Source organism: Salinibacillus kushneri (assembly GCF_900111405.1).
GTDB classification, from domain to species: domain Bacteria; phylum Bacillota; class Bacilli; order Bacillales; family Alkalibacillaceae; genus Salinibacillus; species Salinibacillus kushneri.
Map to the genome: position 1 here is coordinate 1 of NZ_FOHJ01000018.1, position 23,809 is coordinate 23,809.

Annotated in this window: 23 protein-coding genes; 8 read left to right on the forward strand and 15 right to left on the reverse strand. The window is 36.6% G+C overall.

What is annotated here, in order from left to right:
* Nucleotides 1-298, reverse strand: a 298-nt coding sequence (locus BMX63_RS16930; protein ID WP_143060180.1) for a helix-turn-helix domain-containing protein, incomplete at its 3' end; no start/stop codon positions are given.
* A gap of 39 nt (nt 299-337) precedes the next feature.
* Here BMX63_RS16930 and arr point away from each other — a divergent pair.
* The 4 genes from arr to BMX63_RS16955 all read left to right on the forward strand — a co-directional run bounded on the left by arr (nt 338) and on the right by BMX63_RS16955 (nt 3,787).
* A complete protein-coding gene (gene arr, locus BMX63_RS16935) occupies nt 338-745 on the forward strand; it encodes an NAD(+)--rifampin ADP-ribosyltransferase (protein WP_093137696.1) in 408 nt (135 codons plus the stop codon).
* A gap of 565 nt (nt 746-1,310) precedes the next feature.
* Nucleotides 1,311-1,952, forward strand: a complete 642-nt coding sequence (locus BMX63_RS16945) for a GNAT family N-acetyltransferase (protein ID WP_093137698.1) — start codon at nt 1,311-1,313, stop codon at nt 1,950-1,952.
* A 12-nt stretch (nt 1,953-1,964) separates the two neighbouring features.
* Nucleotides 1,965-2,609 carry an acetoin utilization AcuB family protein gene (locus BMX63_RS16950; protein WP_093137700.1) on the forward strand — a complete coding sequence of 215 codons (645 nt, stop codon included), beginning with the start codon at nt 1,965-1,967 and terminating at the stop codon, nt 2,607-2,609.
* A complete protein-coding gene (locus BMX63_RS16955) occupies nt 2,606-3,787 on the forward strand; it encodes an acetoin utilization protein AcuC (protein WP_093137702.1) in 1,182 nt (393 codons plus the stop codon). Before BMX63_RS16950 ends, BMX63_RS16955 begins: the two co-directional genes overlap by 4 nt.
* A gap of 53 nt (nt 3,788-3,840) precedes the next feature.
* On the opposite strand, the gene motS is transcribed toward BMX63_RS16955, so the two are convergent.
* The 4 genes from motS to BMX63_RS16975 form a co-directional block, all read right to left on the reverse strand.
* Nucleotides 3,841-4,644, reverse strand: coding sequence for a flagellar motor protein MotS (motS, locus tag BMX63_RS16960; protein ID WP_093137703.1), 804 nt, complete (start codon nt 4,642-4,644; stop codon nt 3,841-3,843).
* Nucleotides 4,634-5,464 carry a flagellar motor protein MotP gene (motP, locus tag BMX63_RS16965; protein ID WP_093137705.1) on the reverse strand — a complete coding sequence of 277 codons (831 nt, stop codon included), beginning with the start codon at nt 5,462-5,464 and terminating at the stop codon, nt 4,634-4,636. Before motP ends, motS begins: the two co-directional genes overlap by 11 nt.
* A 55-nt stretch (nt 5,465-5,519) precedes the next feature.
* Complete coding sequence (ccpA, locus tag BMX63_RS16970; RefSeq protein WP_093137706.1) at nt 5,520-6,515, reverse strand: catabolite control protein A; 996 nt, start codon at nt 6,513-6,515, stop codon at nt 5,520-5,522.
* Between the two features lie 308 nt (nt 6,516-6,823).
* Nucleotides 6,824-7,894, reverse strand: coding sequence for a bifunctional 3-deoxy-7-phosphoheptulonate synthase/chorismate mutase (locus BMX63_RS16975; protein ID WP_093137708.1), 1,071 nt, complete (start codon nt 7,892-7,894; stop codon nt 6,824-6,826).
* A gap of 207 nt (nt 7,895-8,101) precedes the next feature.
* Here BMX63_RS16975 and BMX63_RS16980 point away from each other — a divergent pair, with 207 nt between their 5' ends.
* Both BMX63_RS16980 and BMX63_RS16985 read left to right on the forward strand, forming a co-directional pair.
* Nucleotides 8,102-10,258 carry a cell division protein FtsA gene (locus BMX63_RS16980; RefSeq protein WP_093137710.1) on the forward strand — a complete coding sequence of 719 codons (2,157 nt, stop codon included), beginning with the start codon at nt 8,102-8,104 and terminating at the stop codon, nt 10,256-10,258.
* A 234-nt stretch (nt 10,259-10,492) separates the two neighbouring features.
* On the forward strand, nt 10,493-10,879 hold the full coding sequence (locus BMX63_RS16985; RefSeq protein WP_093137712.1) for an IDEAL domain-containing protein: 387 nt from the start codon (nt 10,493-10,495) through the stop codon (nt 10,877-10,879).
* A 92-nt stretch (nt 10,880-10,971) separates the two neighbouring features.
* On the opposite strand, the gene ytxJ is transcribed toward BMX63_RS16985, so the two are convergent.
* From ytxJ to BMX63_RS17030, 9 genes are all read right to left on the reverse strand, one after another.
* Complete coding sequence (gene ytxJ, locus BMX63_RS16990; RefSeq protein WP_093137714.1) at nt 10,972-11,328, reverse strand: bacillithiol system redox-active protein YtxJ; 357 nt, start codon at nt 11,326-11,328, stop codon at nt 10,972-10,974.
* Between the two features lie 87 nt (nt 11,329-11,415).
* Nucleotides 11,416-11,832 carry a YtxH domain-containing protein gene (locus BMX63_RS16995; RefSeq protein WP_093137716.1) on the reverse strand — a complete coding sequence of 139 codons (417 nt, stop codon included), beginning with the start codon at nt 11,830-11,832 and terminating at the stop codon, nt 11,416-11,418.
* Between the two features lie 32 nt (nt 11,833-11,864).
* Nucleotides 11,865-12,269: a DUF948 domain-containing protein gene (locus tag BMX63_RS17000; protein WP_093137718.1), complete on the reverse strand. Its 405-nt coding sequence runs from the start codon at nt 12,267-12,269 to the stop codon at nt 11,865-11,867.
* Between the two features lie 233 nt (nt 12,270-12,502).
* Nucleotides 12,503-13,795, reverse strand: coding sequence for a UDP-N-acetylmuramate--L-alanine ligase (murC, locus tag BMX63_RS17005; RefSeq protein ID WP_093137720.1), 1,293 nt, complete (start codon nt 13,793-13,795; stop codon nt 12,503-12,505).
* Between the two features lie 259 nt (nt 13,796-14,054).
* Nucleotides 14,055-15,173, reverse strand: coding sequence for a nicotinate phosphoribosyltransferase (locus BMX63_RS17010; RefSeq protein ID WP_093137722.1), 1,119 nt, complete (start codon nt 15,171-15,173; stop codon nt 14,055-14,057).
* Nucleotides 15,174-15,274: 101 nt separating this feature from the next.
* Complete coding sequence (locus BMX63_RS17015; protein ID WP_093137724.1) at nt 15,275-17,548, reverse strand: DNA translocase FtsK; 2,274 nt, start codon at nt 17,546-17,548, stop codon at nt 15,275-15,277.
* Nucleotides 17,549-17,746: 198 nt separating this feature from the next.
* A complete protein-coding gene (ytpR, locus tag BMX63_RS17020; RefSeq protein ID WP_093137726.1) occupies nt 17,747-18,349 on the reverse strand; it encodes a YtpR family tRNA-binding protein in 603 nt (200 codons plus the stop codon).
* A 6-nt stretch (nt 18,350-18,355) separates the two neighbouring features.
* Nucleotides 18,356-19,177, reverse strand: a complete 822-nt coding sequence (locus BMX63_RS17025; protein WP_093137728.1) for a DUF1444 domain-containing protein — start codon at nt 19,175-19,177, stop codon at nt 18,356-18,358.
* A 738-nt stretch (nt 19,178-19,915) separates the two neighbouring features.
* Complete coding sequence (locus tag BMX63_RS17030; protein WP_093137730.1) at nt 19,916-20,260, reverse strand: thioredoxin family protein; 345 nt, start codon at nt 20,258-20,260, stop codon at nt 19,916-19,918.
* A gap of 227 nt (nt 20,261-20,487) precedes the next feature.
* On the opposite strand from BMX63_RS17030, the gene BMX63_RS17035 reads away from it, so the two are divergent.
* Nucleotides 20,488-22,641, forward strand: a complete 2,154-nt coding sequence (locus BMX63_RS17035; protein WP_093137732.1) for a methyl-accepting chemotaxis protein — start codon at nt 20,488-20,490, stop codon at nt 22,639-22,641.
* 42 nt (nt 22,642-22,683) lie between these two features.
* Here BMX63_RS17035 and BMX63_RS17040 read toward each other — a convergent pair whose 3' ends face one another.
* Nucleotides 22,684-23,214 (reverse strand): hypothetical protein, encoded by a 531-nt coding sequence (locus BMX63_RS17040; protein ID WP_093137734.1) that lies wholly within the window; start codon nt 23,212-23,214, stop codon nt 22,684-22,686.
* A 128-nt stretch (nt 23,215-23,342) separates the two neighbouring features.
* Between BMX63_RS17040 and BMX63_RS17045 the strand changes: the two genes are divergently transcribed.
* Nucleotides 23,343-23,783 carry a YtoQ family protein gene (locus BMX63_RS17045; protein ID WP_093137736.1) on the forward strand — a complete coding sequence of 147 codons (441 nt, stop codon included), beginning with the start codon at nt 23,343-23,345 and terminating at the stop codon, nt 23,781-23,783.
* Nucleotides 23,784-23,809 lie beyond the last annotated feature (26 nt).

Here is a 23,809-nt window from a genome sequence, read left to right on the forward strand (position 1 = left end):
ACCAATTAAGAATCAAAGGCGGTTCAGTAATGCCAAATTTTCTAGCAACATCTTCAAGGGAATCTCCTGTTCTTACCTTATAGTTTATGACATCTAATTTAAATTGAACAGGATAATTCGTAGATGCTTTTTTAGTAGTCAAACCCTGTTCCCCAAACTGTCGGAAAGCACTGACCCATTTTCTTATATTGGTTTTACTTCGAATTCCAAATCTTTTAGCCAAGGAAGCATATCCACCTTCTCCAGCTAAATAAGCGTTAACTACATTTTGCTTAAATCCTTCATCATATTTGACCACAAAAAACACCCCAAAAGTTAGAATTAGTTCGTCTAACTTTTGGGGTGCACATCAGATAATGGTCCTTTCTTTCATGGTACTAAAGCAGAGCTAAAAATTGGAGATTTTTTAGAACCCCAACACTTATCAAATTACCAAGACAAAAAATCTAACTATATATACTTCACTGCAACATTAGATGCTGCTAAATGGGGTGCTGAATTAGCAACATCTAAATCTAAAGAAAGAATTTACATTGTAGAACCATTAGGTGATTTTGAAAATGATCCGAACTTAACAGACAAAAAATTTCCTGGAAACCCAACACGTTCTTATAGGTCTAAATCCCCTTTGAAAATAATAGCTGAATTAAGTTCATGGGAAAGACATTCCGATGAAGAAATAAATCATATGATTACATCCCTAAAAAAGTTACGTGAACAAGGAAAAGCTATAATATACGATTAATCTTCAACATCTATAAAGTCATGACTTAAAAGGACCAAAGATCAATTTTTTACTTTTACAATTAGTTTATTTATTCCATTATCTGGAATAAAATTCACTTTTATCTCGCATTTATTCCCATTAAAACGCCTTGAAAAGTTACTCTCTGATGTAATTCATTTAGAAATGGTAAAGCTGCAACAATGATCGAGAATGAAGGAAAAATATTCCTACTATTGAAACAATAGATCCAATGATTCCTTCCACTCCAAGGTAACTAGAGAAAGTTAATAATGGTCCTGGTACAGCTTATGCCATACCATATCCTGCGGGAACTAATTCTCTCTCAATCATTGGTAATACTACATGTCCGACACCAAATACTAGCGATCCAACTCGAAAAAAGATATCAAAAATATTAAGTAAAGGGTTATCAGATAATCTATTTAACCTTTTACACAAACAGCAGCTATCTTTATAAACTAATTGTAAAAAAATTGATGAGATTTTACATACAAAACGTTTTACTTTTCTGTATAATAGGAATTAAACAAAAAGAGAGATTTCAACTTTAGGTGGTGTGGGAATGAATCATGAAAAAACTTATCATTCCACGATAATTAAAACAGAAAAAGAACCCATTACAATTGAAGGCCCACTATCCAGGGATCAATTGTCTAAATATAAGTTTCATGAAGGGCTAAAGGCTTTTCGCCCTCCTGAAAAACAGTTTGAAGCCTTGTTGGATATTGCAGACTTTGAAGAAGGGCGAATACTCATCGCGCGAACCAATGATACCATTATTGCTTATGTTACATTTTTGTATCCAGATCCACTTGAAAGATGGTCGGAGTTTAACATGGAAGACCTATTAGAGTTAGGGGCTATTGAAGTGGCAGCTCCCTACCGAAAATACAAAATTGGATCAACTCTTCTTAAGGTCGCCATGAAGGATGAATATATGGAGAACTATATTATTCTAACAACAGAATATTATTGGCATTGGGACCTAAAAGGAACAGGATTAAGCGTTTGGGATTATCGCTATGTTATGGAAAAAATGATGGGGGCGAGCGGATTAAAACCTTACCCTACGGATGATCCCGAAATCACCTCTCATCCGGCTAACTGTTTATTAGTTTATATTGGACAAAACGTACCGGATGAGTCCATTAAAAAGTTTGAGAAACTTAGATTTTTAGGCAGATATCAGCAAAGATGGGTCTAAGGAGGGGTATTTATGTTAGTGGAAGAAGTGATGAAGAAGGAAGTGATTACACTTCCTTCTCATGCCAGAATTGAAACCGCTTTAAATTTATTAAACAAATATCACATCAGGCATATTCCAATAGTGAATGATGAAAAAGAAATACTTGGAATTGTTTCCGACCGGGATGTTCGGGATGCCAGTCCTTCAATCTTTGATCAAAATCATTCTAAACAGCTTAAAAATGAAATTCAAACCATTATGTCAAAACCTGTCATTACCGTCCATCCTTTAGATTTTGTTGAAGAAGTTGCAGGCATTTTCTATGAAAATGAAATTGCATGTGTACCTGTAACAAAGAACAACAAATTAATCGGAATCGTAACAGAAAAAGATGTCCTTTATACACTCATTCAATTAACAGGAATACATGAACAAAGCTCACAGCTTGAAATTAGAGTGGAAGATAAAATAGGTACGCTTCCTAAAATTACAAACCTTATTGGAGAATATAAAATTAATATTTCCTCCGTTCTCATTTATCCAGACAAGCGGGAACCAAACAAAAAGATTATTGTATTTCGTATACAAACCATGAATCCAATTCCTGTCATAGAATCGCTAAAGAATGATGATTATGAGGTACTATGGCCAAATATATCCGGGGTGAAACAATGAAATGTTCTGCAGCCTTCATTTATTCAGATGAATATAAGAAGTATCACTTTCATGCCCAGCATCCTTTCAATCAAAAGCGAGTTGAATTAACGTACGACTTACTGAAAGCCTCCAGTGCCTTATCAGATGAACAAATGATTCCGCCCAGAAAAGCCACTGAAGAGGAATTGGAATTATTTCACGATAATTCATACATAAATGCTGTAAAAGAAGCAGACGAGGAGGCTTTAGCCGAAGAAAAAGCCATTGAATTTGGATTAGGAACAGAGGATACGCCCATTTTTAAAGGGATGCATCAATCCGCATCTCTTATTTCCGGAGGATCACTTGTAGCTGTAGATACTGTATTAACTGGGAAAACCCAACACGCCGTAAATTTAGGTGGCGGGCTCCATCATGGATTTCAAAGAAAAGCATCAGGTTTTTGCATTTATAACGATGCAGCTATTGCGATTAAATATATTCGCAAACACTACAATTTAAAAGTACTATATGTCGACACAGATGCCCACCATGGGGATGGTGTTCAATGGGCCTTCTATGATGATCCAAATGTCTGCACCCTTTCCATTCATGAAACCGGCAGATATCTATTTCCCGGAACAGGCAATGTTAATGAAAGAGGCTTAAGAGCGGGCTATGGTTATTCGTTTAACATCCCTATAGATGCATTTACCGAGGATGATTCCTTTTTGGAAGTCTACGATAAAAGCCTTAGGGAAATTACGGAACATTTCAATCCTGATATTATCGTTTCACAAAATGGCGTGGATGCACATGCTTTCGATCCCTTGACTCATTTATGCGGAACGATGAGAATCTATGAATATATACCAAAATTAGCTCACAATCTAGCACATGAATACTGTAAGGGAAGATGGATTGCTTTAGGCGGGGGAGGATACGATATTTGGCGTGTTGTTCCAAGAGCATGGGGACAAATTTGGAATGTCATGACCAAAAATCAGACAATTGAAGGTCCTTTACCGGAAGAATGGATGAATCGAATTCAGCAGAAAACATCTATTATGATCCCAACAACATGGCAGGATGATTACGATATATATAAGCCTATTCCCAGAAAAAATGAAATCACTGAAAAAAATGAGCAAACTCTTCGTAAAACCTTAAAATTGATTACCAACCAAAAACGTTATCAAAATGGTTTATTTCACTAATATGCTTAAAAAAATCCTCATGACTTTTCCTTCAAGTCATGAGGATTTTTTACTTATTGTGATGGATTATTCTCAGGCTCTAAAATAATGATTTCTACTCTACGATTTTTTTGCCAATTCTCAGGAGATGAGTTTTCTACTTTTGGTCTGGTATCTGCATAACCAACCGCCTGAAAGCGACTTGGGTTAAGTTCGTTACGATTCGTAATAAAACGAATCACACTACTTGCTCTTGCTCCTGAGAGTTCCCAGTTAGATGGATATCGATAAGTCGTTATCGGACGACTATCCGTATGTCCCTCTACCTTTACTTGATTAGGTATTTGGGTTAATAGTGTTCCAATTTTATTTAGAAAAGGCTTCCCTTCTTCAATAATTTCAGCTTCTCCTGTTTCAAACAATACATTTTCCTGTAAAATTAATACAACCCCTCGTTCAGTTCGGTTAGCTGAAATGACATCTGATAACCCTTGGTTGGATAAATACTGCTGTACTTCCTCTAGTACCTGGTCAAGAGAATCTTCAGCCTGCTCTTCATTATTCATTTCTGAGCTATCCTTTCCTTCCTCAGAGGAAGGCATACTGTCCAGTTCACCTGAATTCTGCTGATTATCGTTCTCTTCACCTTTTTCAGAAGGATTTTCAGCGGGTATGATAGAAGGTTCCAAATCAAAAATCGCCCGGTCACGATAGGAATCTGAAACCGCCTGAAATTTTTTCACATCAATTTGAGACATTGAAAATAGTAAAATAAAAAACACTAAAACTAATGTAATCATATCAGCATAGGTGTTTAACCATTTACTTTTAGGTGAATCACCCTTCTTTTTTCGCTGCCTTAATTTTTTATAGTCCATTGACAGACTCACCTACAAATTGCTGCTCTTTTTCCTCTTCTTCTTCAAGGTCATTCTTTTGCTCATTAGAAAGAAAAGCACTTAACTTCTCTTCCAGTATTTTCGGGTTTTGACCAGATTGAACACCAATGACTCCTTCAATGACAATTTGTTTTAAAAAGATTTCTTCATCCGTTTTATTTTCTAATTTACCTGCTAGAGGGGTGAAAACTAAATTAGCCAGCAAAGTACCATAAAAAGTAGTAAGCAATGCAACAGCCATACTAGGGCCAATGGTCTCCGGATTCGATAAATTATTAAGCATCAGAACAAGTCCGATTAGTGTACCAATCATTCCCCAGGAAGGTGCATACTCACCTGCTTTTTGAAAAATCGCTCTCCCCCTTTGATGCCGTTCTTCCATGGCCACAATTTCTGCATTCATAATATCATTAATAACTTCAGGTTCTATTCCGTCAATGGCCAATAGTACGCCTTTACGAATGTATGGATCCTCAACCTCATCCACTTCATTTTCCAGCGCAAGTAAGCCTTCTCTTCTTGCCTTTTCTGATAATGTTACAAATAATTGGATTAACCCTTTTAAATCGTAGTTATCACTGCGAAAGGCCTCTTTAAACACTTTAAACGTAAGCTTCAAATCCTTTAGACTGAAATTAATGAGAATAGCCCCTATAAGGCCACCCAATACAACTAATATGGAAGAGGCTTGTATGAACGAGGAGACACCGCCTATACCACCATTTGTGTAAATGCCAAAAAGAACCATAGTAAGGCCTATAAAAATACCGATTGGTGTTAAAATATCTTTACGCTTCATAAATCATTCTCTCCCTAATCAAAGACATCTCTTATAGTCTTTATCGGCATTTCTTTTATTTTGTTGAGTTTCTTTCAATTAATCGATGAGGAAGAATGACATTCTGGTCTTCCACTGCTTCTTTATTCATAAATTTCGTTAATAATCTCATGGAAACTGCTCCAATATCATACATCGGTTGGATAACAGTGGATAAAGTCGGACGAACCATTGTTGCTAAACGAGTATTATCAAAACCGATAATCTCTATATCATCTGGAACTTTGTATCCTTGATCCTGAGCACCATGTACAACGCCCAGAGCCATTTCATCCGATGCCACAAAAATAGCAGACGGTTTTTTATTATGATTTACTAATTCTGAAAACCCATCATGACCTGATTGATATGTATAGTCTCCTCTAAAAATCAGTTCTTCCTCAAATTCTTTACCAGCCTCTCTTAGTGCTCGCTTGTAGCCATCAACTTTTTGGTTGTTCATTTCCGTATCCAATGGTCCAGAGACGAATCCAATTTGATCGTTACCATTTTCAATTAATTTAGAAACAGCTTCAAATGCTGCCTGTTCATAATTAATATTTACAGAAGGAATCGTATTCGTTGGATCCAGGGTTGCTGCTAATACTACAGGTACTGGCGCTGATTGAAATTCCTTAATATGATCCTCTGTAATGTCTCCTCCCATAAAAATAATGCCATCCACTTGTTTCCCTAACATTGTGTTAATAAGATGAAGCTCTTTATTTTTATTCTGGTCGGAATTGCTTAAAATCATATTATATTTATACATCGTTGCGATATCTTCAATTCCCCTTGCTAATTCAGCAAAGAAAATACTAGCGATATCCGGAATAATGACACCCACTGTTGTTGTTTTTTTACTAGCTAGTCCACGCGCAACAGCATTAGGTCTATAGCCTAATTGCTCAATAGCATTTAAAACTTTATTTCTTGTAGCTGGTTTCACATTTGGATTTCCGTTCACCACTCTGGAAACTGTAGCCATTGACACATTAGCTTCTCTCGCTACATCATATATCGTTACATTCATTTTTTATCCTCCTTAAGATACCGATACATTTATTATATATAGATATCATACGATAGATTAACGTTTCAAGCAATGAAGAAAGGCAAAAGATGCCCAATCACAATCTATTTTGTCATAAAAATTCCATAAACATTCACATTTTCATTCAATATATAGAATATTTAGTAATCCTCTTAGGTTAGCTCCAATTTTCCAATTCAGGGTAACAAAGGGGAGCATAAATATACAATAAAATAGAACCTTCCCCACTATCCCCATAGAGAGAAGGTTCTACCTAAGTATTCCTGATTAACTATACTAACTCCTTTTTATCGCTGTTCCATCTTCTTTAACTCCGACATAAAGGATTCAAACGTAGGAATATCCATTTGCTGTTGAGAATCAGATAACGCTACAGCCGGATCTGGATGTACTTCAGCCATTACCCCGTCAGCACCGATAGCTACTGCTGCTTTGGCTGCTGGTAATAATAAATCTCGACGACCAGTAGAATGGGTTACATCAACAAAAACTGGTAAATGTGTTTCCTTTTTCAGAATCGGTACAGCAGAAATGTCTAATGTGTTACGTGTTGCACGTTCATAGGTACGAATACCTCGTTCACAGAGAATAATATTTTCATTCCCTTGTGAAATAATATATTCAGCTGCATTTATAAATTCAGAGACTTGCGCTGCTAATCCTCTTTTTAGTAACACCGGTTTGTTCACTGACCCTGCTGCTTTCAGCAATTCGAAGTTTTGCATGTTTCTTGCTCCAAGCTGAATTACGTCAATATATTCACAAGCTACTTCAATATCTGCAGGATTTACAATTTCACTAACAACGGCTAAATCGTATTCATCTGCTACCTCTTTTAATATTTTCAACCCTTCTATACCTAAACCCTGGAAATCATATGGAGAGGTTCTCGGTTTAAAAGCTCCTCCTCTAAGGAGTGTTAATCCCTGATTTTTAACAGCCTTCGCAACTTCTGCTACTTGCTCGTAGCTTTCAACCGCACATGGTCCCATCACATAATGTAAGCTACCGTCTCCGATATTTTCACCTTTTATGTTAATTACGGTATCTTCAGGCTTTTTCTTTCGAGAAACAAGTAATGCCTTACGATGATCATCCTCTTGCAGTTCAAGTGCCATTTTAAAAATTTCTTTAAACAGATGTTCAATCGTTGAATATTCAAAAGGTCCTTCATGTTCTTTCAGAATTTGATTTAGCATCTCACGCTCTCGTACGGGGTCAAATCGGTTCATTCCATGCTTTTCTTTTACTTCTCCAATCTGCTGAACAAGCTCTCCTCGCTTATTAATGAGTGATAAGAGATCTAAATTCACCTTATCCAGTTCTTTTCTTAAGTGATCCAACTGTTCATTACTCACAATCCGTTCCCCCATTCTTCACATTATTACGCGCAAACCTAGTTTTTTGTTAAAATAGAATTATTAATAGTAGAAGTATATATAAATAATTAGCCATTATTATAACGAATGTTTTTGAGATTGTCATTACTGTTTTTTTATTTTTTTCAGAATTATTAAGGATTTATCAGACACTTCCTGAAAGTAGAAGAAAGGAACGGTTTACCTATGGGAGAAAAAATTTTCGCATTTGATATTGGGACACGGTCCGTTGTAGGAATCATTTTAGCAAAACAAAATGATGATTTTGAAGTGATTGACCTTGTAACAGAAGAACATCAAAAAAGATCCATGTTAGACGGACAAATCCATGATATTGTTGCCGTATCTGACGTCATTAAACGAGTAAAAGAAAGATTAGAGCAAAAACACGGAAGAATTTCAAAAGTTTGTGTGGCCGCTGCAGGAAGAGCTTTAAAAACCCAGCAAACTGAGGTATCAACAGATATACGACAGCATCCGATTATGAGTGAAGATGATGTATTCCGTCTCGAATTAAGCGCCGTACAAGAGGCTCAATTTGAATTAGCCAGACAAGAACAGGCAGAAAAAACTACCCATTATTATTGTGTCGGATACTCTGTTCTTCATTATCAATTAGATGATGATGAGATAGGCTCGCTAGTTGATCAGCAGGGAACAACGGCCAAAGTCAAAATTATTGCGACCTTTCTCCCAAAGGTTGTAGTGGAGTCTTTAATTTCTGCTCTCCAACGTGCTGATTTAGAAATGGATGCACTAACACTTGAGCCTATTGCTGCCATAAATGTTCTCATTCCACCATCTATGAGACGATTAAATGTTGCTCTAGTTGATGTTGGAGCTGGTACGAGTGATATTGCCATTACCAATCACGGCACTGTCACCGCCTATGGTATGGTTCCAATTGCCGGAGATGAAATAACAGATTCGATTAGCCAGGCATACTTGCTTGACTTTCCAAAGGCAGAGGATGTAAAACGCGATATCACTAAATATAAAAAAGCAGCTGTGGAGGATATTTTAGGGTTTGATGCTGAAATCCACTATGAGGAGCTTGTCCATGAAATATCAGGTTCCATCGATTATCTGGCCCAATCAATCTGTGAAGAAATTTTCACCCTTAATCAAAAGGCCCCCCAGGCTGTTATGCTCGTAGGGGGAGGAAGTTTAACACCTGAACTTACAAATCGAATCGCTCATTATCTTAAGCTGCCGGCAAATCGGGTAGCTATAAGAGGAACAGAAGCCATTCAAAATTTAAAAATGGGTCAAGATTTCCCTGTAGGTCCTGCCTTTGTCACACCAGTCGGGATAGCCATAGCAGCTAAACAAGCTCCGATTCAGTATATAAGTGTTACAGTTAATGGACGTCCGATTCGTTTATTTGATCTAAAAGAGCTCACCATTGGAGATTGTCTGTTAGCTGCCGGAATTAAGATAAGCAAACTGTATGGAAAACCCGGTATGGCTATTATGGTTACCATTAACGGACGTTCGTTGTCAATTCCTGGAACTCTGGGCAAGCCACCTTTGATAAGGCTTAATGGAGAATACGCTACGCTCAATACTCCCATCCAGCATGGTGATGAGCTAATCGTCCAGGCAGGAGAAGAGGGAAAATCACCAGATGTGACGGTAAAGGATGTCGTGGAAGGGCACGAGGCAAAAACCATTTATTTTCAAGAACATCCCTATACGATGAAGGCTGAAGTTACATTAAATGACAAATTAGTTGATCAATACGATAAAATTCGTGATGGTGATCGTATTGATATTCATACAGTTAAAACCATAGAAGAGTTTTTAAAGAGGATTAATGAGGGAGGATATTTACAAAAGCTGAAACCCTTTACTGTACAAATCAATGGTCAATTATACACAACACAGCAGCAGGTTTGTACCTTATACATGAATAATCAGAGCGCAACTCTAGATTCTTATCTCCATCATCGTGATCAACTGACAATTGAGTTAAAGGAAGAAATGAACTTAGAAGAATTTTTGGAACATGCTGGATTAACATTGTATGAGCAAATGCCTGTTACATTTGATTCAAAAGAAATTCAATTACAAAAGCCTAAGCGACTATTTTATAAGAATGGGAAGAAGCTTACAGAAAATAGCCTGATATCCTATGGAGATCGTCTAACGATGAAAGAATATGATTCAGAACCATTTATATTTCAGGATATTTTTCGCTATATAGACATTGATATTTCCTCTGCTAAAGGAAAACAATTTAAACTTTATAAAAATCAACAGGAGGCAACATTCATCGATCCATTATCCCCTCATGATTGTGTGGAAATTCGGTGGATACAAATCCAGTCTGATAGAGCTTAGATAAAGGAAGAACAACCTTAAAGAGGGAAGCATGTAATTACTATACGCCGGAATTATACTCACAAAAAATTTCAGCATCTTAACTATATTAATAGTCAGTCAAACGTTCTAACTTGACATCCTGTCCCCCAACGATTTATAGTGACATATATTTATGAATCCTTTAGGGAATTGTCATCAATCATATCATGATAGGAGCCTAATAGATTTACAGTTATAGGTGGTGAACACTTTATGGAAATAAATGGTAATGTTAATGTTAAAATAGGTGATTGGGTCAAAGGAAGAACCCGTAATGGAGAGCTTATACATGGTTATGTCGAAAATATTCAATCAGATAATGCAAAAGTAGAAGTTAGAATAGTTATTAGTGATAACGAAGAAATCATAGGGAAGGGTGTTCGTTTAGCAAGAAAACAGATTGAGAAACTTGAACAAAACATTCCAACCTCAGAAACGCAGCTTAAAAGCTTAATTGATTTAGCCTTGCAAACAAGTGATCAGGAGTGGTTCGTGGACTTAACAGAAAAGTTGAATAAAACTAAAAACAACAGCACCACTCAAAACAATATGGGAAAACAGCCTAATCAAAATACGAATTACTATGGTATTAGAGAGTAATAATAAGCAGACTCGGGTTCGTGTGCATTATTCCTTACCCGTAAAAATAATTAAGCAGGAAGGGTTAAATAACCCTTCCTGCTTAATTATTTCTAATCCTTAGTAACATTAAGCTCTATTTTCTTTTCATATTTTTGATCAATTTTCTGTAAGATATCTACTGTAATATCCCAATGAGAAGCATCCCAGACTATATGATTCTGGTTAAAAAATAGAGCTTGAGGGGATTCATGCTTGATGCCATAAGTAGCTGCGATTTCATTGGATAAAGGCCTTGCCTCTTGCACATGTAAAATATAAAGTGGGGTATCCGTCTTTCCGGCAAATGATTCATACTGCTGCTTAGCCTCCGCACTTATAGGGCAGGTTAAACTATGCTTTAACAGGAAAAAGCATTCCTGTTGCTCTACTACACGTTTTAAATCCTCACTGTTCTCCAGAATTTGCATACAGCTGGCCTCCTCCGTTACATTAAATGTAGTCTTTCTGTTCAATTAACTATATATATGCTTACTGCGGATTGGTAAGAACATTGCTTACTCCTTAGTTACATCCTCTTCAATAGCATCTGCTGCTTCTTCAATCGTATCCGCAAGTTCTTCATCTTTATTTCCCTCGCCTCTGAATTCAGCTACTTTACTTTGTAATTGATTCTTAGTGTCTTTAACACGGTCTGAAAGGTCTTTTGTTTTGTCTGTAAAAGTGGAAGATAATTCACCTGATTTTTCCTGTGCTAATTGACGCCACTCTGAGCCTTTTTCATAGGCAACATCCTTCCACTCTCCAGCACGTTCCCGAACAAGGTTAGCACCTTCATTCAGGTCCTGACGCAATTCCTTTCCTGGCTTTGGTGCATATAATAAAGCTACTGATGCACCAACAATTCCGCCTATCAACGTTCCTAATAAAAAGTCTTTACTGTTAATATTCTGGTTTTCCTCTTGATTACTCATAAAAACTTCCTCCTTAATTGTTTAAAATATCATTACTTTTTATATCTTTTCCATAAGTCTAAAATGGCTTGTCCCCATTTTACAGTCTGTGCAGCCGTTTCCTTATTTTCCTCTGATTCCTTTACAATTTCATTAGATATTTTCTGCAATGATCCATTAAATTGCTTAACTGAATCACCGACACCTTGAATGCCTTCGACTAGGTTATTAAGCTTTTGGGATTTTTCCTGCATGTCTTCAGCTAGTTGGTTTGTTTTGTTTAATAATGCTGTTGTTTCTGTTGTGATACCTTGCATTTGTTGTTCCAGACTTTCAAGAGTGTTCGCTACATTGTGCATTGTTCTTCTTGTCTCTTTTAACGTGCCAGCAAGATAAATGACCAATACAGCAAAAGCAACAGCTGCTATGAGTGCCGCAATATAAAGTAGGATTTCCATTATTCCCGCACAGCTCCTTGTTATGTTTTTTAATAAATATTGGTAAAAGTTCCTGCATTCACCAATATTACCTTACTTATAATCTATACCTCATTTAAGGTTTCGTCAAACGTTAACAAAATTCCTCCCTACCATTATGTACATTTTATTAAAGATTATGACATAGGTCTGCATAAATCATCAGATTAAAAAAGCTGCTCTTCGATTCGTGAAGAGCAGCTTCGCATTCTATGCTATAATTTTTCATATTCTTTCTGATATTTTTGAACATCTCCAGCACCCATAAAGATTAATACGCTATTTTCATGACCTGCTAATACATTCGTATTTTCAAGATTTAAAATGGAGGAATCTTCAATTTTCTTCTGTAAATCTTCTATACTTAAGTTTCCTGATTTTTCTCGTGCCGAACCAAATATATCACAAAGATATACGTAATCAGCAAGCTCTAGAGAATTTGCAAATTCCTGCAAAAATGTTTTGGTTCTCGTAAAGGTATGAGGCTGAAAAATAGCAATAATCTGTTTATCTTGATATTTTTTTCGAGCTGAATCAATGGTTGCTTCAATCTCTTTTGGATGATGGGCGTAATCATCAATTAGAATTTGATTCTTTTTCCATTCTTTTTCAGTAAATCGGCGCTTAACACCTTTAAAAGTCTTTAATGCTTTAATATTTTCAGAAGGAATATCCTCATAATGACATAGTGCGATAACAGCCAATGCATTTAACACATTATGGGTTCCGTAAGATGGTATTTCAAACGTATCATAAAACGTATTTCGGACAAACACATCGAATTTTGTGCCATTTTTTGTTTCTTCAACACTCTTCGCCTGAAAATCATTGCCATCAGATAACCCGTAATAAACTACAGGTACTTTTGGCTGAATATGCTGGAGCTCCTCGTCGTCTCCACAGGCTATAATTCCCTTTTTAACCTTCATTGCCATTTCCTGAAAGGCATCAAACACGTCGTCAATACTGGTAAAATAATCAGGATGATCAAAATCAATATTCGTCATAATCGCATAATCTGGTTCATAAGACAGAAAGTGTCTCCTATACTCACAAGCTTCAAAAGCGAAGTATTTGCTATCTTCATGTCCTAACCCTGAACCATCTCCAATTAAATAAGAGGTAGGTTCAGCGTGCTGTAACACATGCGCAAGTAAGCCTGTTGTTGATGTTTTGCCATGAGATCCTGTTACAGCAATACTGACATAATTCTTTAACCATTCTCCTAAAAAGTCATGATACCGATAAAAAGGTAAATCTAATTCTTTTGCCTTTTGTATTTCTTCATGATCATCCGAAAAGGCATTTCCGGCGATTATAGTTAGTCCTTCATGAATATTTTTTTCGGAAAACGTCATTATGTTAATACTACGTTTTTCCAGTGCTTCTTGGGTAAAAAAACGTTTCTCGACATCTGATCCCTGTACCTTTTCTCCTGCATCATGAAGAATCTGTGCCAGGGCACTCATTCCTGTTCCCTTTATACCGATGAAGTGGTACATTGTCATAAATTGAACCTCCACATACTTCGTTCTAATGTACTATATGTATCTGCCTAGTCCGTTGCCAATCATTCTATTTATTTCATAACAACTTAATCAGTCATACTTCTTTTCACAAATATACATAATCTCCTATAAAAGTATAACAAATTCCTTTCTAAGAGTGAATCTAAGATTTATTGTTGTAAAATAATCGCTATATTCTATAAAACAGTCTAAAACAAAAACCCTCATCTTCTTCCTTAGACAAGGGCTATATAAAAATTTATGATTCCTCTTGGGGAATATATTCAACTTTTTCCAAACGTGGATTGTGTTGAATCCTGCGGCCCTCTTTCGCTTCTTGCTCTCCATTTAACATGACATTATCTCCTGTAAAACCTAATTTCATTTTTAATAAGCTCCGGCCGACTCCATACACATCAACAGGAACATTTGCCTCTTCAAACTTTCGAATTTTTTCTTCTGTAAATCCACCTGATGCCATAATTTTTACGTGGGTAAATCCTTCATCATCTAAGGCTCTTCTTAATGCAAATATTAACTCAGGATTTACGCCTCGTGGATCAAATGTCCCCATAACATCTGAATTACGAAAGAAGTATTGGTCGACCATATTCCCTGATGTATCAACCCGGACACCCTTAAGTTCTTCGCCAAATTCTCTGGCTACTTTTAAGGCATCAGTAATGACATCATTGTTATAGTCTACTAAAGCCATTAGATCATCATCAGGGAATGTTTTTTGATAAGCATATGTAGCTTTTACAATATCCCCTTTAAATAATTGAAGGAGAGCATGAGGCATAGTGCCCATTCCTTCTTTTCCCCACCATTCGTTCATCGCATGAGTAGCCTGTGCTGTGGAGCCACCAATATAGGCTGCGTAGCCATCTCCAGCTTGTTGTGTATAATGGTCATCACGGTCTCCCATAAAAATGACCGGTTTCTGTTTACCCGAGGTTCTTGCAGCCTTTACAACATTATAAACGTTCGTAGCAACTGAAGATCTTCTGGCCAGAATCCCATCAATAATTCCTTCAAGATAACCGAAGTTTTGATATGGACCTGAAATTGTTAAAATAGTCTCAAACGGACTAATTTTATCTCCATCCTTCAAAGAATAGATTTCAAGCTCTTCAGGATTGTCGGCAAACGTGTGGATAAGTGCTATGGCTTCATCTGTTCCACAGAGAACAGCATGCTGTTTTTGGAAAAACTGCATCGTAACCCAATTATCGGGCATTTCATTTTTGACAATATCTCTTGTCTTTAAAAAGTATACGGCTGAAAACCAGCCTTCACCTACACGTTCATCAAATTTAAAGGTTTTATTCGTCAATCTTTTGATTTCACCATTTAACTTAAGTGTTATTTCCTTCATTTCAAATCCCTCTTTATCGTGATATCTGTATTACACTCAAACGATTGAATCATCTTACATATTGTACCACAAACGGACAAAAGGAATAAGCCTTGTTCACGCTATTTATTCATTAATGTCTCTTGGACTTGCTCTCGATTCATTAGGACCTCTCTGGGCTTACTGCCATTTTGTGCTGAAATTAAACCCACTTCTTCCATACGGTCAATCATTCGTGCTGCCCGGTTATAACCAATGCTCATCTTACGTTGTAACAGGGAAGTGCTTGCCCGGCCTTCCTCTACAACCAATTCTATCGCCTCGTTTAATAAATCATCTTCGTGCTCTTCTAAGGAATTATGCTGAATCAGATCTTCCTGTTCAAATAAATACTGTGGTGAGGCTTGCTTCTTCACATAACTTGTCACTCGTTCCACTTCTTCATCGGAAACAAACGCCCCCTGAATACGTTTGGTTTTACCTGAACCGTTTGGTAAGAAGAGCATATCCCCTTTCCCTAATAGTTTTTCCGCACCACTTAAGTCTATAATTGTCCGTGAATCCACCTGTGAAGAAACACTAAATGCAATACGAGTTGGAACATTTGCTTTGATTAAGCCTGTAATTACATCTACAGAAGGCCGCTGTGTAGCCAGAAGAAGATGAATTCCACAGGCCCTGGCTTTTTGAGCAATACGACTAATAGAATCCTCCACATCCTGCGGGGAAGCCATCATTAAATCTGCTAATTCGTCAATGACAACGATGATATACGGCATTTTTTCTGATTTACGATTCATTCTTTTAACCTTCTCGTTAAACCGGTCAATATCACGTACACCTTCATCAGCAAATTTTTCATAGCGATCTTCCATTTCAGACACAGCCCATTTTAAAGATGCTGTAGCAGCCTTCACATCTGTAATTACGGGGGCTACAAGATGTGGAAGATCATTATAAGGTGCCAATTCAACAACTTTCGGGTCGATTAATAAAAATTTCACATCCTCATAAGAAGCTTTATAAAGTAAGCTCACTAAGACCGTATTGATACATACACTCTTACCTGAACCAGTTGCTCCTGCAATTAAGCCATGAGGCATTTTTTTCAAATCTGTGACGACTGTATCCCCCTCAATATCCTGTCCTAATCCAACAGCTAAACGGGATGGGTGATTTTGAAACGATTTATCCTGTAAAATTTCCAGCATACTGACCATAGTTGGCTGTTGATTCGGAACTTCAATACCAATCGCACTTTTTCCCGGAATAGGTGCTTCCATACGAATGTCCTGTGCTGCCAAATTCAGTTTTATGTCATCAGTTAAATTGGTGAACTTATTCACTTTTACTCCAACATCGGGCTGTACTTCAAATCTGGTAACAGAAGGTCCTTTTTTTACATTGGTAACTTGTGCGCTAACCTTAAATTGATTTAGGGTTGTTTCTAGTTTTTTCTGCTGGGCTGTTAACCACTCGTTATCATCCGTTTCTTTTTTCGGAACATCATTTAATAGATGAAGGGGTGGCTGGTTGTACGTTCCTTTATCCTCTTTTTTCTTGTGCTGCAGATTACGTTTATCACTCGGTGTCATCATGACATTATAAGGTCTGCGTGATTTCGGTTTAGAGGTAAATTCAAAAGAGCCGTCCTCCTTCTCTTCCCTATCTTCTTTCTCTTCTTTGTCTTCCTTTTGTTCAGGTTGTACATGCTGTTGAGATTGACTTTTCTCATTATCAATGGATGTTTCCTGTTTTTCTTCTTTTATTGGAGCAGTAGATTCTCTTTCTTTTTTGGATTGAAAAGGAATAATATTTTTATGTACTTCTGTATTTGATTCACTTCTATCTTTTTTGAGAAAACTATTTTCATCATCATCTTTAAATGTATTCCTAACAGAATTTCTCTCTACTGAATCCTCTACCTTCAACTCATGGACTTTGTCATTGTCTATTAAACTCTTTCGTTTATAGGCTGGTATATCCATATATGGCTGGTCATTTGAATCATCCAATTTACGTTTTCGAAATCCATATATTGGTGATGGGACATCTGTAGGCTGAAAGGGCGATTTTTCACCTTCTTGTATCCTGTTGTCATTTTCAAATGCTTCCTCATGTTTTGACTCCTGTTGATTTAGATTATTTCGCCTTGACTCAGATTCTTTACGCTTCGTCCGCTCAGGTTTATCTGGTATTACAGGAAAATGAAAAGAATCCTGTTTTGGATATTGAAACGACATCTTCGTCCTAACCGATTGGGATGATGAAGCTGGTGATTTTATATCATCCTGGTGTACCTGGTGTGGGAATCGATTTTTTATCGAGGTTGATTTTATTTCTGCATCTTCTTCTGAAAATATTTCTTTCAGCCATTTTTTCAATCGATCTAACATAGGTGTATCACTCTTTCTTTCATAGATTCACACGCTTTATACATTTGCTTTTTATTTATCCAAACTGTAGCTAAATCCTGACTTTTTCTACTTCAAGTATAACATCTATTATACTTGATGCTTATCCCAATCGATAACCCCTAATAAAAATAATTATTCTTCGTAACTCTAAAAAAACCGCTTTTCAGCGGTTTTTCGTTAGAATTTGAATGGTTCTCCAATTTTGTATTCATTATCTAATACTAAAATTCCCTTTTCTTTAGGTGCATCAGGTAAATCCAGTTCCTTTGCAGAGCATATCATACCTGAGGAAGGAACGCCTCTTAATTCAGCTTCTTTAATAAGCATTCCATTAGGCATAACAGCCCCAGGCTTAGCCACTACAACCTTTTGCCCCTCTTCTACATTAGGTGCTCCGCAGACAATTTGCAGTTCTTCATCTCCTGCATCTACCTGACAAACACTCAACTTATCAGCATTTTTGTGTGGTTGTTTTTGCTTCACATAGCCAACTACAAACTTAGGTGACAAGTCTACGTCTATTTCATCTTCCAATGCATTTTGGCTGAAAATCTGGTGAATCTTATCCACCCATTCTTGAGTAACTGAAATGGTTCCTTGTTGTTCCACGGAAATATATTGAGAAGCCTGGAAAATGTTATACCCTAATGTTTCATTTTTATCAGGGCTGTAAATTTTCACGACATTGCCATATTTGGTAAACTGATAACTTTGATTTACTGGTTTTAAAGAAATTATCATAACATCGCCAATTCCCTGTTTATTATAAAAGATTTGCATCATGTACTACTCCTTTCCAGATTGATCGTCTTTCTTTTTATTTTTAGCCATAATAAAGATAGGTTCTAATTTCTTATCCTCATAGAGAAAGGATAAAGATGTTATTGGAATATGTCCTTCCGTAAAAAACTTCATTGTCATTTGGGCTAATACGTCATACCCAGTTGGATTCTGAATATCAGCAAGTATAAAGACATCCTGATGAGGAACAGCTAAGGCCAGCTCTCCCTCGGAGGTGGCTTTCATTTCTTCCAAAAAGGCTTCATTTAAAATGCGACTTGCATCGTATCCATCGTTCGTTGCAATAAAGTAGAATGTATTACCTGCGACTTCATCCTTTTTATAATTGGTTGATAAAGAACGAAGATTAAATCTCGCAATTTCTTTAATCCGATCAGCAGACCAATTTTCTGTTTCCATTAGTTCTTCGTCAATTAACCGATAAGATTTCCCCAAATCTAACGCATAATAAATACGCGTTTCCGCTGTATGGTCTTCATAAATCATGGTTTTGCCATTCTTGGTTTCAGTTGGGAAGGAGGCTGAGCGAATTACAGGAAAAATATTTTTTTCTTTTCCTTTTAAATCCTGATTATCATGCATAATTCGCAGCGCTTCATGAATGTGGTCAGATAACTCTTCAAGGGCTTTCTCCTTTTTGGCTTCCCATTTGGATATAACGCCAGGCAGAGATATGTTGACTCCCATTTTATTATCCTTCCACTCAATACGAAATAAATCTTTATCACGATCATAAGAAGTATTCAATTCAGGGTTTGAGAATATTTCCTCTAGTTTTCTTTTCATTATTAGACTGGTCATTTTCATTGTTATTCCTCCTAAAACAAACCAACTAACTCGAACGAACTCCTGTAATCACATTATTAGAATACAAAAACAGACTAAAATTTATTTTACCATGATTCATATGAAGAAGGAAATCACTTCGTTTACGTTCTATTTTAGAAAAAGTTGAGTGAGGTAAACGAAATAAATAAATCATTTTGTATATGGAATCACAAAGAAAAATCAGGCTGTTGAGAAAGTATCGACAGCCTGATTTTTTTCACAATAATTTTTACAACTCACATACTCTTTTGATTCAATCGATAAATGAAAGTGTTTTATTTAATTTGAGGATGACGCATTTTCAAGCAGTTGAAATACACAGAGACCCCTGGTCGGCTAAAAACGGCACGTCCTGTGCCAAAGCCGACACGAGAACGTCTGTTCGTCGCGGGAAGAGTGGGCCAGGTGAGACTCCTCACTGAAAAGTGGTGATGACCGTTTTGGCCCGACAGAATAAACAGAATTCACGTGTGTGACATGCATTTCTGTCACGCCGTGGATTCTGCTTATGTCTGCTTGGACCTGGGAGTCGGAGCTAGACTAAAGCGTAGCGAGGAGGCTCAGCACTCACCCGCGGAAAGCGTAGTGTATTTCGGGCTGCGGCGGCTTAGCACCAAACTAAAGGAATAAAAAGCTTATAGAAAAACACGGGGTCTCTAAAAGATAAAAGGTTGCTTATCAAAAAGCAACCTTTGAAATTTTCATATTATATAAGTTTTATAAAGTCCTTGAACTTTGAATCTTTTCCTTTACACCCTGAAGGAATTCATCTACCTCTTCCTTGGTCTTTCGATCTTTACTTACAAAATCGTCTACTACCTGACCATCCTCCAGCGCAACAAAACTAGGTATGCCAAACACATTATAAGTTGCACATAAATCGATAAACTCATCCCGATTTACATACACAAACATAAATTCATTCTCATACTTTTCCTCTAGTTCAGGCATAAGTGGTTCAAGAAATCGACAATCCGGGCACCAATCAGCTGAAAATAATAGAATGACACTACCTGTTGCAAAGTCTGTATTTAATTGTTGTTCTGATTTTAACTCAATCATTTTATATCCTCCCTGATTCAACGTTTACCATTTGTCTTTTCTTTCTCTACCTATAAATATTACCAAATGTCACTGCTTAAAACGAGTTATTTGCACAATTATCTTAGGATAAACGATTGTAAACCATAGTCATTCCCTCTATAATAGAGATATAAAATTTTCCATAAGATTCATCATTTTTCTTATTTTTGTAATTTTTAGGATAAGGCTTTTAAAGGGGGCATACGATGCGGTCTATCAAAGGGAAAATTAATTTTATTCTTTCTTTATCTATTTTAAGTTTAGCTGTTCTCATCTTATTTTCCATTTTCTATTTCAATGAGCAAGGTAAGATGACAGTCGAAATGCAGGATATGCAAACCACTCTTGCACAAAGTGAGGAACTGAAATATGAAATGGCCAATACGCGTTATCAGGAGCAGGTTTTCTCTAGTCAACCATCAGAAGAACAAGCTGAAAAATTAATTTCATCAGTTGAATCCCTTCGTTCTTCAGCAACACAATATGAAAGTGAGAATCGCAGCAACAAAGAAATTGCTGAAAGCTTTAGCAGCATCATTGAAAATATTGACACCTATCGTGATCAATTAGAAACATGGATTAACTTACACAGAGATATAGGTTTTACCGAAACAGATGGTCAAATGCAACAAGTAACAGCTCATTATAGCAATTTATATTCACACTTAAGAGACTTGGATAATCCAGAGTATACACAAATGCTCTTATCTATGAGATTGAATGAGAATAAATACATATCTTCAGGAAACGAAGTAAACTTAAGTAATTTTGAAACACAGAAGAACAGTCTGCTTTCTACTTTAAATAATGGTGATATTAACTCAAACGACTTATCAGAAATGGAAGACGAGATTAACAATTATCAGGAAACGATAGAATCAGTACGAAATAACATTAATCAGACAGAAGAAACCACTGCAGAAATGACGAAGCTAACCGGGAATATTAATGAAGAAGTTCAATCTATTAATGAATGGACAACAAGGCAAAGTCAGCAAATGATAAATCAGCAGCAAAGCTCTCAACAGCTAATTACCACCGTGTTTATTATTTTAGGAGTCATTATCCTTCTAGTCATTCTTATTACCGGTTTAATGTTAAACCGTTCTATCATTCAATCGATTAATCGATTGAAATTTGGAGCTAATTACATGGGTGATGGGGATCTTTCCTACCGTGTTGAGGTAAAAGGCAAAGATGAAATGACTGATTTAGCTCAGTCCTTTAATAAAATGGCAGACAAAATGCAGCAATCACTTATAAAAGTATTGGAAGCGTCTAATGTCTTAAGTGATTCATCAGGAAATTTAACAGATATTTCCCAAAAATCCGCCGTTCAAACGAATGAGGTAGCTGAGGCAATAAACCAAGTGGCCGTTGGAGCCCAGGATCAAGCAACACAAATTGAAGAGAGTACAACCTTAATTGATCACGTTTCTAAAGCCATAGACCAGACAGACAAAGCGAATCAGGAGATCTTAAACGAATTAAATAAGGCAGAACACGAAAGTCAATTAGGCATCGAAAAGGTTAAAATACTTGAGGAAACCTCCACTTCTTTTATTCGTTTAGCTGAACATTTAACCGAAGAAGTTAATGAAGCTGCGGAACAATCACAAAAAATCACCCAGATTGTATCCACAATCCAGGAGATTGCAGATAATACAAATTTACTTGCTTTAAATGCAGCAATAGAGTCAGCAAGAGCGGGTGAAACCGGAAGAGGTTTTGCTGTCGTTGCTGATGAAGTACGAAAATTAGCTGAACGTTCAAAAGAGGAAGCCGAAGAGATTTATCAGCTTATTAGTAATATGACAAACCAAATGGACACTCTTTCAAAAGAATCCGATCAATTTAATGAATATCAAAAAGATCAAAAACAATCCGTTCAGGAAACGAAATCAGCATTTACAAGTATTACCGAGCAGGTTTATGGGATGAATGATAAAATGGAAGAGGTTTCTGTGTCCGTAAATGAGATACGCCGCTCCAATGAAGATCTAAAACGTAAAATCAATGAAATTAGTGTGATTTCTGAAGAATCAGTTGCTACCGCTGAGGAAGTTTCAGCATCTAGTGAAAACCAAACCGAAACCATTGATCAATTAAATCAATCATCTCTTGATTTACATGCATTATCACAAGAGCTGGAGGCTGAGGTTAATGAATTTACAATTCATAAAGAAGAAGCAGCTGATCATTATCCAGTTAATCACGATTTAGATAGTCTTGATGAAGAAGATGAAATAGAGGAAGAGGAACTAGAAGAAGAGGAGAACATGATTAATAACGAAGAGGATGTTACTCAAAGAGAAGAAGAAAATCACAATCCGATTGATGATGAGGAAAGACAATTATAATTTAAAGAGAGGACCTTTGCACCCCTGCAAAAGTCCTCTCTTTTATTCTGGTGAACTCATTTCCACTGAATTGATAATGTCCATCATTTCTTTAGCTTCCTGCTCTAATTTTTCCTTCGTAGTAATGGTAGTAATCTTCGCCCCACCTATACCTACCTGTAATTCATAATGAGCTTTTTCCGAATTTGGAAAAACAGCAATAAAGCCAAAACGACTGTCATCTTCAAAAGATTCAACCATTAAACTATCTTCTCTTGACTGAATTCCGTCAAATAAGTAATGGCTGTTTGCCCCTTCAAATTGGTTATAAAAGAGTAAATACTGTTGATTTTCACTTTGTAAAAAAACATTGTTATTTGAACTTCCGTTAATTTCCATATTATCTGGCAAATGTAGTGAAATTACATCAATTTTCTGGTTTGTTTCCTGAGCTTCTCCATTAAAGGACTTTTCTGCTGCTTCATGGGCATTCTCAAGAGCTTTATCTTCTGATAGAAAACAGCCACTTAAAAACACAACTAATCCCAGGCTTAAGAGAAAAAAGAACTGACGTTTACCTTTTATTAATTTCAAAATTTTCCACTCCTGACCAAAAGTATGTCGAAATTCCTCTCCTACTATCATACTATGGATATAAAATTTGACAAGTGGTAGTAGAAAATGGAAGATAAGAATAGATATAAAAAGCGAGGAGGGATAGCATGGAACTAACTGTTTATTTAGCCGGGGAAATTCATAGCAATTGGCGTGAGGAGCTGAAATCAAAGGCATTAGAAAACAAACTTCCTTTAACCTTTGTAGGCCCTCAGGAAAACCATGATTTATCTGATGATATCGGTGAAAAAATTTTGGGGAGTCAACCCAATAACGTAGCAAGAGATGATGCCGCATCTAGTGTCAACAATCTACGTACGCAAGTTCTAATGCAAAAAGCAGATGTGGTCATTGCCTTATTTGGAGAAAAGTTTAAACAATGGAATACAGCAATGGATGCCAGTATGGCCGTAACATTAAATAAACCGTTAATTTTAATTCGACCAGATTCGCTTGTTCACCCTCTCAAAGAATTATCCAACCGTGCTAATGTTACTGTAGAAACTGTTGATCAGGCTCTGGATGTATTACAGTATATTTATCAATAATCCATAGTAAGTTAAACAAACGGATG